Raw genomic sequence first — 12,242 nt, 5'->3', positions numbered from 1 at the left:
GTCTCTTCCCCTCTCCTGTTTGATTACGCCCGGGTTCAAAGATATGTAAAAGTAAAGCTTGGGTTACGTGTAAATCGACAGCTGCGGCGTATAATCGGTAAACCGGTACAACTGCGCGGGCCGCTGCGAGTACTGGTTGGACAGCATCGGCTTGCCGTTTTCATCGCGCACTTCCTCCAGAATCCCCTGCCGGCTGCGCGTCGAAGTGATTTTACGGATAAAATTAAGCTCGGCAAAATCCGGAACGACCGTTTGAATAACCTGATACAATTCGCCCAGCGTAAAATGAGGAGGGAGGAACTGCTTGGCGATCGTCGTCTGCAGCATTTGCTGCTGAATTCTTTTGTAGGCGTCCTGCAAAATTTCACGGTGGTCAAACGCCAACTGCAGTTCCTCCAGCGCTTCGCGTACGGTGAACAGGCCCACCTCCTGAGCATCGTCGGCGGATTGGCGTTTTTCCAGAACCCACTCCTCCACCAGCGCAAAAAAAGCGTGGGAGATGATCCAGCCCCGCGGATCCCGCCCCGGCGCGCTGTATACGCCCAAATACTCCAAATGCGACCCGTCGACCCCGGTCTCTTCCTTCAGTTCTCTTCGCGCCGTTTCATACAAGGATTCATCCTCCTGCGAAAAGCCTCCGGGCAGCGCCCAGGCTCCGGCGAAAGGCCAGCTGCGGCGCTTGATCAGCATCACCTTCAGATCGAATCGCGGCAGCGATTTCGTCGCCGCTTTGCGTTCCTGCCTGGTCAGCGTAAACATTACGATATCGGCAGGAATGCCGTCCGGGGTACGATATTTTTTAACCTCATTAATTGGTTTTTTCTGCTCTTCTTTTTCATTCATCCCATATTCACCATCCCTTATTTGGGCAGCCGGAACGTCGCTGTCGAAATGCAGCCAAGCGTTCCTGCTCCATCCCGGACCTCGGAACGGAGCGTCATGGTCCGATGGGTCTCATGCAGCGGAAACGCCGCAGCGACAAGTTCGCCGACCCGCATCGGGCTCAGGAAGTTGACGTTCAGATGGGTCGTGACCCCCAAACGTCCTTTAACGGCGCCCACCAGCATGCCCATCGCCTGGTCCATCATCGAAGACAATACGCCCCCGTGCACAATCCCCATCGCATTCAAATGCGAGGTTCCCGCCGTTAAACCCAGCTCCACGCGGCTTGCGTCCGCCGAAATAAGCCGAAGCCCCAATAGCCCCCAAAACAACTGCTCATCCCGGCGCATGATATCCTCACTCCAACTCATGGATTAGCCTCCTATGCTCTCTATATAATATTCCGAAGATGCCCTGCGTTCAGTCGGGCAAAGCGGCGTTTTCTATTCAAAAAGTGCGGAGGAACATGCCTCCGCACCGCCATAATCAGCCTATTCCCCGTATCCCGAAGTCACGGCCGGTTCGCTGCCGGACTCCACGTTTACCTTGCTCGCCACCGTGTCGCGGATCACCGAAACGACCAACTGGAGCAGGTAGTTTATATCGCTTTGGCTTTGCTGAAACTCCGTCACCAGCGGAATTTCGTCGAGTTCGTCCTGAAGCGCCGCGATCTCTTGTTCGATCTTCTCTACCATCGCCTTGTTTTGGAATGTCTCGAAAGCGACGATTTCCTTTTGCTTCTTCTTGATCGCGCTGATCAAAGTTTGCACCCGCTCATGCTCCTGAATGAGCTTTTCGGCCTTTTTGAACTGCTCTACCTCTTCGCTTGTTCCGATCAACTCGGCCAGTTCTTTCGCTTTAGCCATAATGTCCGCGCGGATCACCAGATCCCGGGAGTCAAATTTCGGAATTCCGCAATCGGTATGTTCGGTATGCTGCTCCACCTTTGATTACCTCCTAACAGTTCTTTGGGACTTACGCCATCTTGGCGGTTTGCGATACAAGGACCCCTTTGGTAAACCATGTCATCGGGTCCGTAATTTCCACATCGACGAAATTGCCGATCAGTTCCGGGCCGCCTTCGAAATGGACGAGCTTGTTGCTGCGGGTGCGGCCGGACAGCATGTTCGGGTTGTTTTTGCTTTCGCCTTCCACCAGCACTTCCACGATTTGGCCGCGCAGTGCGTCGTTGCTGCGCCGGCTGAATTCGTTTACGGTCTCGTTCAGCCGCGCCAGCCGCTGCTTCTTCACTTCGAGCGGCACGTTGTCTTCCATCACCGCCGCCGGCGTTCCTTCACGAGGTGAATAAACGAACGTATATGCAGAGTCGTAGCCGACCTCGCGCACGAGCGACAGCGTCTCTTCGAATTGCTCCTCCGTTTCGCCCGGGAAACCAACGATAATGTCCGTCGTCAGCACGACGCTTGGAATCTTCGCCTTGATTTTGCGGACGAGCTCGAGATAATGCTCGCGGGAATATTTCCGGCTCATTTTCTTCAGGATTTCGCTGCTTCCCGACTGCACCGGCAAATGGATATGCTCGACCAGGTTGCCGCCCTTGGCCAGCACGTCGATCAGCGCATCGTCGAAATCGCGCGGATGCGACGTCGTGAAGCGAACGCGCGGAATATCGATTTTGCGGATATCGTCCATCAAATCGGCAAACGTATACTTGATGTCGGTAAAGTCCTTGCCGTAAGCGTTGACGTTCTGCCCGAGCAAGGTCACCTCTCTATACCCTTGACGCGCCAGCTCGCGCACCTCGGCAATCACGTCCTCCGGACGGCGGCTGCGTTCCTTGCCGCGCGTAAACGGTACGATGCAGTAGGTGCAGAACTTGTCGCAGCCGTACATGATGTTTACCCATGCGCGCATGCCCTCGCGTTTTTTCGGCAGGTTTTCGATGATGTCGCCTTCCTTGGACCAAACCTCGACGACCATTTCCTTGCTGAACAGCGCTTCCTGAATGAGATGCGGCAAACGGTGTATATTATGGGTACCGAAAATCATATCGACAAACCCGTGCTTATGCAGGATGCGGTTGACGACGCCTTCCTCCTGCGACATGCAGCCGCAGACGCCGAGCAGCAGATCGGGCTTCTCCGTCTTTAAGCCCTTCAGATGGCCCAGTTCGCCAAACACTTTATCCTCGGCGTTTTCGCGGATCGCGCAGGTATTCAGCAGGATAATGTCGGCTTCCTTGCGGTCTTCCGTAGGCGCGTATCCCATTTGCTCCAGCAATCCCTTGATCGTTTCGGTGTCGTGTTCGTTCATTTGGCAGCCAAACGTATATACAATGTACCGTTTGCCCGTGCCGAGGCCCTTCAGCTCCTCCGGAACGGCATTTTCGTACAGCACTTGAACGTTTTCCTTGCCCCGCTGCTTCTCCATCCGGTGATTCGGTTCGGATAAAATCTGAATGTCTCTTCCGCGGATTCTAATCTTCTTGCCCCGTTCATCCTCGGATATTACCCGGGCGTCCGAAAAATCAAAATACTTGGAATAATCCTTCGTTTCCTTAGCCATGATGCCCGCTCACTCCTTCAATCTATCTATTTGCGGTCCCAATGGACGATTCTTCATATCTAGAAAAAGGCATTACACTAAATTATAGCATGGTTCCTTTCCGATATCCAGAAAAAGACCCGCTCTATGAAAGAACGGGCCTTCCTTCGAAAAATTCAATTTAGAACCCTTTATATTGAGGCTCTTCGCTCTCCAGCTGCTGTACGCGGCTTTCCACTTGAGTCACGATTTGCTGCGTCTGTTTAGCGGCATCCGTGAACAGGTTTTTGGCTTGCTGGTTTTGCGTGTTCAGCGCAAATTGCTCAAGGTTGGCCTGAGCGCTTTTCAAAGAAGCCAGCGTCGTTTTGACTTGTGCTGCCACCGTCATGTTTTTCACCACCTTTGAAATGCAAAATCGTTGAGACACAGCATAATTTTGCCTGCTAAATGAATCTTCATGCGGCATTTGTTTTTCCATATTTTGTATTTAGTAAAAGTGGTTTGGCTCGCGCATAATGGGTTTAGTTCAACCCGATTTTTGACAAAAGCATTAAGCCGAAAGGAGTATCCGCATGCCGGTATGGCTGGAAGTCATAGTTAGAACGCTGGTGGCTGTCGTTGTTTTATATGTGCTTACTCGGTTGCTTGGGAAAAGGCAGGTTTCCCAGCTTTCCTTTTTCGAATATATCACCGGAATCACCATCGGCAGCATCACGGCTTACATCTCCCTCGATATCGGGAACGACTGGTATTTGGGGATCATCGCCGTCGCCGTTTGGTTTGCCGTGTCCCTTGGCATCGAATTTCTGCAGATCAAGAGCAAAAAGGCCAGGGATTTGATCGACAGCAAAGGCACCGTTTTGATCAAAGACGGCAAGGTGATGGAGGATAATTTGAAAAAAGAGAGGCTCACCAACGAGGAATTGATGGCCCAGCTGCGCAAAAAGAACATTTTCAAAGTTGCCGAGGTCGAATTCGCCGTAATCGAGCCCGACGGGGAAATCAACGTGCTGCCTAAAAAGGAATACCTGCCGCTGACCCCTTCCGATCTGGGCATCAAAGTTTCCCCCGAACCCGAACCGCAAACGGTCATCATCGACGGAAAAATCATGGATGAGCCGCTCGCCACGATGGGGCTGAACCGGCATTGGCTGAACACCCAGCTGGAGAAGCTCGGCGTCTCGCTTGACAATGTCAACCTGGGGCAAGTCGATGCGTACGGTCAATTTTATGCCGATTTGTACGATGATCAGCTGATGGTGCCGCAGCCGCAGGAAAAGGCGGTATTGCTGGCGGAACTGAAAAAATGCGAAGCCGATCTGGAGATGTTTGCCCTTTCGTCGGAGGAGGGCGAAGCCAAAAAGCTGTACGGCGATTGCTCGAACCGCCTGCAAAAGGTCATCGAAGGCGTCAAGCCGCTCTTATCATCGTAAACGAAGGAGGAATGGGATCATGGCCAAGAAAAAAAATAAAAAGCCGACGCCGACGCAGCAGCAATACCAACGGCTGGCCAATTCGCATGAGCCGAAGCGCCCGGTGGCCCTCAACTGCGTGCGGGCGTTTCTGGTCGGCGGGCTGATCTGCCTGCTTGGCGAATGCATCCGCCAGGCTTTTATTCATTTTGCCGGAATGAGCGAAAAAGAGGCGGCGAGCCCCATGGTAGCCGTTCTCGTCATTTTGTCCGTCCTGCTGACGAGCCTTGGCGTCTACGACAAGATCGCCCAATGGGCGGGGGCCGGCACGGCCGTGCCGGTGACCGGCTTTGCTAACTCGATGGCTTCGAGCGCCATTGAACACCGCCCCGAGGGATTGGTGCTTGGCGTCGGCGCCGGGATGTTCCAACTAGCCGGTTCGGTTGTCGTGTTCGGGACGGTAGCGGCGTTTATTATCGGGATCATTTACGCCATCTTCGTTCCGGGCTACGCCGGAGGAGGTCATTGACATGCTGAAAGGACATCAAAGCTGGGTGTTTGAGAACAAGCCGAAAATCATCAGCACGGCCACCGTCGTCGGCCCGTTCGAAGGCCAAGGGCCGCTCGCGGAAGATTTCGACATCATCCACGCCGATTTGTATTTGGGTCAGGACAGCTGGGAAAAAGCCGAGAAAACGCTGATGGAGGAATCGGCCAAGCTGGCGATCGAAAATGCCGGCTTAACGAAAGAGCAGATTTCGTTCCATTTCGGCGGCGATTTGATGAACCAGATCATCAGCACCAGCTTTGCCGCCCGGACGTTAAGCATCCCGTATGTCGGCATGTTTGGGGCATGCTCCACCTCGATGGAAAGCCTGGCGCTCGCTTCCTTTGTCGTGAACGCGGGGGGCGCCAAATACGCGCTGGCCGGCACGTGCAGCCATAACGCCAGCGTTGAGAAGCAGTTTCGCTACCCGACGGAATACGGTTCGCAAAAACCGCCGACAGCGCAATTTACCGTCACCGGGTCCGGTTCGGCCGTCGTGTCGCTGGAGGGGACAGGGCCGTCGGTGACGGCGGCCACCATCGGCAGAGTGGTCGACATGGGCATTACCGATCCGCTTAATATGGGAGCGGCGATGGCCCCGGCGGCCGTCGACACGATTCAGGCGCACTTGCGGGATTTGGAAATCGCCCCGTCCTACTATGATCTCATTGTGACGGGCGACCTGTCCAAAGTTGGTTACGCGATCGCCAACGATCTGTTTAAACGCCATAACGTGCCCATTCAGGAGACAACGTATAAAGACTGCGGGATGATGATTTACGATTATGAAAAGCAGCAGGTGCAGGCGGGGGCGAGCGGATGCGCCTGCTCGGCCGTCGTGACCTACGGGCACCTGCTGAACAAGATGGAGCGCGGGGAACTAAACCGGATACTCGTTGTCGCCACCGGCGCGCTGCTCTCCCCGCTCTCCTACCAGCAAGGGGAAAGCGTTCCGTGCATCGCTCACGCCGTAGCGATCGAACGCTCCGGAGGCTAAATCTATGGAAAAACGTCAAGGGCTTGCTCCCGGCACATCTTCTGCCGGGAGCAAGCCCTTCTCCATTGGTGTATCTATGATCCTATCAAAGCGATTAGTCGATGATCTCCGCCGTGTCCCCCGTTTTGGCGCCGGCGGCGTTCGCTTCGTCCGTATCGATATGCATGTCGAGCGCAAAGTTGTCCGAAACGCGCGCGATCACATTTTCGAACACCAAACCGCGTTCCCCGCCCAAACGGACTTTCAGCAGCTGCTTATCTTTAATGCCCCATTTCTCCGCATCCGAGGTATGGAAGTGAATATGGCGGGCGGCTACGATGACGCCCTTGTCCAATTCGATTTCGCCGGACGGCCCTTTGACTTTGATGCCCGGCGTGCCTTCGATGTTGCCCGATTCGCGAACCGGCGCCTTCACTCCGATCGCGAAGGAATCCGTACGGGAAATTTCCAGCTGGGAAGCCGGACGGGCCGGGCCCAAAATACGAACTTTATCGAATTGTCCTTTCGGTCCGATCACGGCCACTTGTTCATTGGCGGCAAATTGCCCCGGTTGGGACAACGGCTTGAACTCGGTCAGCTGATAGCCTTGGCCAAACAAAATTTCGATGTGCTCCTGGGTTAAGTGGATATGACGTGCAGAAACGCCGACAGGTACTGTCTTACTCATCTTTGCAAACACTCCTCGTATATTCTCTATGTCGATGACGATTCACATCGTTACCCATTATACACCTATTGTGTACAAAAAGGAAAAGACGTCCACCAAAAAAGGACGTCTTTCGAAATATTATCTAAATTCTGCTACAAGATTGTCAAACTCGGCTTCGGATATTGCCAGCTGTTGGTAGGCAAGCGGCTCTTGCTTAAAGCCGTGAACCAGATTTTCGTAGCTCTTCTTCTCCTTGTTCTGATAGATCAGGCCGGTAATCATGCTGCCCGTTTCCATCAGCTTCGCCATCGCCATCGCCCGGTTGGCCGGATCGTAATCCGGAATCGTATCGAGGTTGATAATGTTTTCCTTGAACCAGTCGTACGTATTCACCTTGTTGAAGGTGACGCACGGGCTAAACACGTTGATCAGCGAAAAGCCTTCATGCTGGATGCCCTGCTCGATCAGCGACGTCAGCTGCTTCAGATCGCTGGAGAAGGCCTGGGCGACAAACGTTGCGCCCGACGCCAAAGCGATTTCCAGCGGGGACAACGTCGATTCCACCGACCCTTCCGGCGTGCTTTTGGTCTTGAATCCTTCGCCGCTGCGCGGGGAGGTTTGCCCTTTCGTCAACCCGTAAATCTGGTTATCCATTACGATGTACGTAATGTTGATGTTGCGGCGGATCGCATGCACCGTGTGCCCCATCCCGATGGCGAAGCCGTCGCCGTCGCCGCCGGAAGCGATCACGGTGAGATCGCGGTTGGCCAGCTTGACGCCTTGCGCAATCGGAAGGGCGCGGCCGTGAATCCCGTGCAGGCCGTAGGCGTTAATATAACCGGAGATCCGGCCGGAGCAGCCGATCCCGGAGATGACGGCCAGATTCTCCGGTTCCAGACCTACATTCGCCGCGGCGCGCTGGATAGCGGCTTGAATGGAGAAATCCCCGCAGCCCGGACACCAGTTTGGTTTAATGTTGTTTCGGAATTCCTTAAAGGTTGCCATTTTTCACCAACTCCTCCTGCGCTTTGTTTCCGGCCGCCTTCTTGCATTCTTCGTAAACATCCGAAGGAAGGAACGGATTTCCGTCATATTTCAGCACATTCGCGATCTTATCGTGATGGCCGACATGCAGTTTGATCAGATTGGCCAGCTGCCCTGTCGCATTGTTTTCCAACACGACGACTTTTTTCGCTTTGGCGACTTGCGGCAGCACCAGCTCCGTCGGGAAAGGATGCAGCAGGCGAACCGTCATGTGATTCGTTTTGATGCCGTCCGCTTCAAGCTGTTTACGCGCTTGATCGATCGTACCGCCGGTCGAACCCATGCCGACGATCAGCAGATCCGGTTCGGCGTGCGGGGCCTGGAGGTGAATCGGATCGCTCACTTCCACCTTCGCCAGCTTGCGCAGCCGCTTCTCCATCATCTTTTTGCGGTTGACCGGACTTTCCGACGGGCGTCCCGCCTCGTCGTGCTCCACCCCGGTCACATGGTGGATGCCGTTTTTCTCCCCGGGCAGAACCCGCGGCGAAATGCCGTTTTCGGTAAAGGCGTACCGGTTAAACATGCTCGAATCCTCGCGGTCCGGAATGTCTTTGACCAGGTAGCCGCGATCGATCGTAATTTTGTTGTAATCGAGCAGCTCGCAGGACTGTTTGCCAAGCGACAGCTGCAGATCTGTGGCCAAAATGACCGGCACTTGATATTTATCCGCCAGATTGAAGGCCTGAACGGTATCGTAGAAGCACTCTTCAATGGAGCTTGGCGCCAGCACGATTTTGGGAATTTCGCCGTGCGTGCCGTAGATCAGCGCGTTGATATCGCTCTGCTCCTGCTTCGTCGGCAGGCCCGTGCTTGGACCGCCGCGCTGCGTGTCGACGATCACGACCGGCGTTTCCGTCATGCCGGCGAGGCCGATCGCCTCCATCATAAGAGACAAGCCCGGTCCGGCCGACGCCGTCATCGCCCGCACGCCGCCATAACTGGCGCCGATCGCCATCGTAATGGCCGCGATTTCGTCTTCCGTCTGAATGACGGTGCCGCCGAATTTCGGCAATTTCTTGATTAAATATTCCATGATTTCGGAAGCAGGCGTAATCGGGTACGCGCTCATGATCCGGCACCCCGCGGCTACGGCGCCGAGGCCGATCGCATCGTTGCCGATCATGAACAGCTTCTGCTTGCCGTCGGCCGGCTCCAGCTTAAATTCTTCCAACGGACCGCCGGCCAGTTCCAGCACATAGTCCGCGCCCCGTTTAACCGCTTCGATATTTTTTTCGACAATGGCCGGCCCCTTGCGCCCGAACTCTTCCTCCACGGCTTTGTTGAACACTTCGAGCGGAAGTCCGAGCAGCGCCCAGGATGCGCCCGACGCCACCATGTTTTTCATCAGCGAAGTCCCGAGTTCTTCGGCAATGCTCGTAATCGGAACCGGGAACAATCCGGCATCCACGCCTTCGGGAACGGTGGGGTTAAATTTGGCATCGGCAACGATAACCCCTCCGCTGCGCAGTTCTTTGGCATTCAAGTCGATACTTTCCTGGTCAAAAGCGACTAAGATGTCCAAGTCGTCGGAAATCGCACGAATCGGCTTGGTACTGATCCGGATTTTGTTGTTTGTATGTCCGCCTTTGATACGGGACGAGAAGTGACGGTACCCATACAAATAATAACCCAGCCTGTTTAAGGCCGTCGAAAAAATCCGGTCCGTACTTTCAACCCCTTCGCCTTGCTGTCCACCGATCTTCCAAGACAATTGACTAATCAAGATCGCCCACCCCTTTAATCGTATCGCAATGGAAACTAAAATTATAAATCACACTCATAGAATGTAGACGTGTGAGACCTCACTGTTGGCCTCGCATTTTGTGAACATTCTGTTTCAGAGTCATGTCAATTTTATGTCTCCACCGGACAAAAAGCAAGCGTTTTCTCGACTTTTTCGTATAGTAGTTTTCGATTAATTCGATCTCGCAATTGGATGAATTAAAGCGCTTTCTCTCCTTTGGGCAGCCAGGCCCGCAGGAACGCGGCCGCATGGCCGTACAACCATCCGCGGACAAGCTCCTCCGGGTAATATTTCAGCAACGTTTCCTGCCATTGGGCGTAATGTCCGGCATGCCGCAGATCGCTCAAATGCGATTCGATGCCGTCGAAGTCGGAGCCGAACATGATCGTCCCCGCTCCCCCAAGCGAGCAAATCCGGTCCAGATGCGGCAAAATATCCCGGCTCGCAACGTTTCGGCCCTCTTTGACGAACCAGGGAACAAAGGTGATTCCGATCCGTCCGCGGAGTCGGACGATCTCCTTGATCTGATCGTCGCGCAAATTCCGCGCATGCCCGCAGACGCTATAAGCATTCGAATGCGAAGCGATAAAAGGTTTTCCCGCCCGATCGGCCAGCTCCGCCAGTTCCCAAAACCCTTTGACCGACAAATGCGATACGTCGAGGATAATTCCAAGTTCATGGCAGGCCTTGACCAACTCCAGGCCTTGCGGCGTAAACCCGCGGCCTTTGGGCTCCATTATGCCGTCGGCCGCCCAATTGGCATGATTCCACGTAATGCCGAGAAACCGAACCCCGCGCTCATAGCATATTCGCAGATAATGCAGGTTGCCTTCCAGCCCGTCGGCTCCTTCCAGCGACAGAAAGCCGCCGATTCCGCCTTTCCGCTCCAATGCCTCAACGTCTTCCGCCGTACGGATCTCGGACACGCCTAGGGTTTTTATTTTTTGCCGAAACAGGTCAAGCTGCCCCAGGACATGCTCCATTTTCGGTGTCCCCAAACGTTCGGAAAGAAAAATCGCAAAGCACTGCAGGGCAACGCCCCCGTCCTTCATTCGCCGCAAATTGACGTCCAGCCGTTCATCGCTGGCAAAATCAAGCGCCGGGTCAAGCATCATTTTGCTTAAAGCATCGCAATGAAAGTCAATCACCGGATATTTCAAAGCGGATTCCTCCTGTCCCATTTTCTGAAAATAACAAAAAAACCTGTCTACGTCGGGTTACGTCGTAAACAGGCATCATGTCATCATAACTCTCATTTATCTGGGTTCTACGATAAGTTTAATAGCGGTACGGTCCTCACCATCGATCACGATGTCGGTAAATGCCGGAATGCAAATGAGGTCTACACCGCTTGGCGCGACAAATCCCCGGGCGATCGCTACAGCTTTAATGGCTTGGTTTAGTGCACCAGCCCCAATGGCTTGAAGTTCAGCAGCGCCGCGTTCTCTAAGAACTCCAGCTAACGCCCCGGCAACGGAGTTGGGGTTGGATTTTGCTGAAACTTTTAATACTTCCATGGTCAAGTACCTCCCTGGGAATAATCGGTTGATTCCACTACTTAGAACATATTCGTGAGAGCTCAAATAATTCCTTCTTTTTCCCTTGCTGTACTTTGGGAGGCCTTGATCGGCCGGTTTCAATCCATCCGCCACTCGTCTTCGAGCAAACGGATTTTTTCGATTTTCAGCGCCCGGCCGGTCGCTTCGTCCAGTTCCACGAACACGGCGTGAAAATGCCATTTGCCTTCGCATACTTGAAACCGGACCGGCAGTTGGGTGGTAAATTTCCGCAGCACGGCCGTCCGCTCCATGCCGAGAATCCCTTCCCGGGAGCCGACCATGCCGGCATCCGTCAAATAAGCGGTGCCTTGGGGCAAAATCGTGTCGTCGTTGCTTTGCACATGCGTGTGCGTGCCGACCACCAAAGAAGCGCGGCCGTCCAAATACCAGCCCATGGCGATCTTCTCCGAAGTGGCTTCGGCATGGAAATCGACCAGAATGCATTTGTGCTTCTTGGACAACTGCCCGATGATTTCGTCCGCCTTGCGGAACGGATCGTCCAGCGGCGGCAAAAACGTGCGGCCCATCAGGTTTACGACCGCCAGCTCCTTGCCGCCCGCCTTGATGACCATCGAGCCCCGGCCCGGCGTGCCCGGGGGATAATTGGCCGGACGAATCATCCGCGGCTCCTCGTCTATAAAATCGAAAATCTCTTTATTGTCCCACGTATGGTTGCCCATCGTTAATCCGTGAATGCCCTGCTCAAAAAATTCCTTGGCGATATTGGCGTTGATTCCCCGGCCGGCCGCCGCGTTTTCGCCGTTGGCGATAATGATGTGCGGATTGTACTTGGACTTCAGATGAGGCAGCGTCGCCTTCAACGCCTTTCGCCCCGTATTCCCTACGATATCTCCGATAAACAGAACTTTAATAATGCTCCCTCCTTAGGCATGACTACCCCTA

14 protein-coding genes are annotated in these 12,242 nt (G+C 54.2%); 3 read left to right on the top strand and 11 right to left on the bottom strand.

The window, feature by feature from the left end; all coding sequences use genetic code 11:
• Positions 1 to 63: 63 nt before the first annotated feature.
• From DYE26_RS04060 to DYE26_RS04040, 5 genes are all read right to left on the bottom strand, one after another.
• Positions 64 to 843: an NUDIX domain-containing protein gene (locus DYE26_RS04060; protein WP_036622418.1), complete on the bottom strand. Its 780-nt coding sequence runs from the start codon at positions 841 to 843 to the stop codon at positions 64 to 66.
• A gap of 17 nt (positions 844 to 860) precedes the next feature.
• Complete coding sequence (locus tag DYE26_RS04055; RefSeq protein WP_036622416.1) at positions 861 to 1,253, bottom strand: PaaI family thioesterase; 393 nt, start codon at positions 1,251 to 1,253, stop codon at positions 861 to 863.
• A gap of 120 nt (positions 1,254 to 1,373) precedes the next feature.
• On the bottom strand, positions 1,374 to 1,826 hold the full coding sequence (locus tag DYE26_RS04050; RefSeq protein ID WP_036622414.1) for a YlbF/YmcA family competence regulator: 453 nt from the start codon (positions 1,824 to 1,826) through the stop codon (positions 1,374 to 1,376).
• Positions 1,827 to 1,857: 31 nt separating this feature from the next.
• Positions 1,858 to 3,408 carry a tRNA (N6-isopentenyl adenosine(37)-C2)-methylthiotransferase MiaB gene (miaB, locus tag DYE26_RS04045; protein WP_036622412.1) on the bottom strand — a complete coding sequence of 517 codons (1,551 nt, stop codon included), beginning with the start codon at positions 3,406 to 3,408 and terminating at the stop codon, positions 1,858 to 1,860.
• Positions 3,409 to 3,568: 160 nt separating this feature from the next.
• Positions 3,569 to 3,775, bottom strand: coding sequence for a DUF1657 domain-containing protein (locus DYE26_RS04040; RefSeq protein ID WP_036622410.1), 207 nt, complete (start codon positions 3,773 to 3,775; stop codon positions 3,569 to 3,571).
• Positions 3,776 to 3,959: 184 nt separating this feature from the next.
• On the opposite strand from DYE26_RS04040, the gene DYE26_RS04035 reads away from it, so the two are divergent.
• The 3 genes from DYE26_RS04035 to spoVAD are packed head-to-tail and all read left to right on the top strand — an operon-like array spanning position 3,960 to position 6,343.
• Positions 3,960 to 4,820: a DUF421 domain-containing protein gene (locus DYE26_RS04035; RefSeq protein ID WP_036622408.1), complete on the top strand. Its 861-nt coding sequence runs from the start codon at positions 3,960 to 3,962 to the stop codon at positions 4,818 to 4,820.
• Positions 4,821 to 4,839: 19 nt separating this feature from the next.
• On the top strand, positions 4,840 to 5,328 hold the full coding sequence (spoVAC, locus tag DYE26_RS04030) for a stage V sporulation protein AC (protein WP_036622406.1): 489 nt from the start codon (positions 4,840 to 4,842) through the stop codon (positions 5,326 to 5,328).
• Between the two features lies 1 nt (position 5,329).
• On the top strand, positions 5,330 to 6,343 hold the full coding sequence (spoVAD, locus tag DYE26_RS04025) for a stage V sporulation protein AD (protein ID WP_036622405.1): 1,014 nt from the start codon (positions 5,330 to 5,332) through the stop codon (positions 6,341 to 6,343).
• 94 nt (positions 6,344 to 6,437) lie between these two features.
• Here spoVAD and pduL read toward each other — a convergent pair whose 3' ends face one another.
• From pduL to DYE26_RS03995, 6 genes are all read right to left on the bottom strand, one after another.
• Positions 6,438 to 7,010: a phosphate propanoyltransferase gene (gene pduL / locus DYE26_RS04020; RefSeq protein ID WP_036622403.1), complete on the bottom strand. Its 573-nt coding sequence runs from the start codon at positions 7,008 to 7,010 to the stop codon at positions 6,438 to 6,440.
• A gap of 120 nt (positions 7,011 to 7,130) precedes the next feature.
• Positions 7,131 to 7,997, bottom strand: coding sequence for a 2-oxoacid:ferredoxin oxidoreductase subunit beta (locus tag DYE26_RS04015; RefSeq protein WP_036622401.1), 867 nt, complete (start codon positions 7,995 to 7,997; stop codon positions 7,131 to 7,133).
• Positions 7,984 to 9,759 carry a 2-oxoacid:acceptor oxidoreductase subunit alpha gene (locus tag DYE26_RS04010; protein ID WP_036622399.1) on the bottom strand — a complete coding sequence of 592 codons (1,776 nt, stop codon included), beginning with the start codon at positions 9,757 to 9,759 and terminating at the stop codon, positions 7,984 to 7,986. Before DYE26_RS04010 ends, DYE26_RS04015 begins: the two co-directional genes overlap by 14 nt.
• A gap of 218 nt (positions 9,760 to 9,977) precedes the next feature.
• On the bottom strand, positions 9,978 to 10,940 hold the full coding sequence (locus DYE26_RS04005; protein ID WP_115311175.1) for a dipeptidase: 963 nt from the start codon (positions 10,938 to 10,940) through the stop codon (positions 9,978 to 9,980).
• A 96-nt stretch (positions 10,941 to 11,036) separates the two neighbouring features.
• A complete protein-coding gene (locus DYE26_RS04000; protein ID WP_006286829.1) occupies positions 11,037 to 11,297 on the bottom strand; it encodes a stage V sporulation protein S in 261 nt (86 codons plus the stop codon).
• Positions 11,298 to 11,416: 119 nt separating this feature from the next.
• Positions 11,417 to 12,211 carry a TIGR00282 family metallophosphoesterase gene (locus DYE26_RS03995; protein ID WP_036622393.1) on the bottom strand — a complete coding sequence of 265 codons (795 nt, stop codon included), beginning with the start codon at positions 12,209 to 12,211 and terminating at the stop codon, positions 11,417 to 11,419.
• Positions 12,212 to 12,242: the final 31 nt, after the last annotated feature.

Origin of the sequence: Paenibacillus macerans (assembly GCF_900454495.1) — a bacterium.
Taxonomy (GTDB): Bacteria; Bacillota; Bacilli; order Paenibacillales; family Paenibacillaceae; genus Fontibacillus; species Fontibacillus macerans.
The sequence above is the reverse complement of the archived record's forward strand: the minus strand, read 5'-3'. Positions and strand labels throughout refer to the sequence as shown.

Excerpts from the sequence above, each read along its gene's own strand:
- DYE26_RS04060 (WP_036622418.1), bottom strand. The coding sequence starts at position 843 with ATGAATGAAAAAGAAGAGCAGAAAAAACCAATTAATGAGGTTAAAAAA.
- DYE26_RS04055 (WP_036622416.1), bottom strand. The coding sequence starts at position 1,253 with ATGAGTTGGAGTGAGGATATCATGCGCCGGGATGAGCAGTTGTTTTGG.
- miaB (WP_036622412.1), bottom strand. The coding sequence starts at position 3,408 with ATGGCTAAGGAAACGAAGGATTATTCCAAGTATTTTGATTTTTCGGAC.
- DYE26_RS04040 (WP_036622410.1), bottom strand. The coding sequence starts at position 3,775 with ATGACGGTGGCAGCACAAGTCAAAACGACGCTGGCTTCTTTGAAAAGC.
- DYE26_RS04035 (WP_036622408.1), top strand. The coding sequence starts at position 3,960 with ATGCCGGTATGGCTGGAAGTCATAGTTAGAACGCTGGTGGCTGTCGTT.
- spoVAC (WP_036622406.1), top strand. The coding sequence starts at position 4,840 with ATGGCCAAGAAAAAAAATAAAAAGCCGACGCCGACGCAGCAGCAATAC.
- spoVAD (WP_036622405.1), top strand. The coding sequence starts at position 5,330 with ATGCTGAAAGGACATCAAAGCTGGGTGTTTGAGAACAAGCCGAAAATC.
- pduL (WP_036622403.1), bottom strand. The coding sequence starts at position 7,010 with ATGAGTAAGACAGTACCTGTCGGCGTTTCTGCACGTCATATCCACTTA.
- DYE26_RS04015 (WP_036622401.1), bottom strand. The coding sequence starts at position 7,997 with ATGGCAACCTTTAAGGAATTCCGAAACAACATTAAACCAAACTGGTGT.
- DYE26_RS04000 (WP_006286829.1), bottom strand. The coding sequence starts at position 11,297 with ATGGAAGTATTAAAAGTTTCAGCAAAATCCAACCCCAACTCCGTTGCC.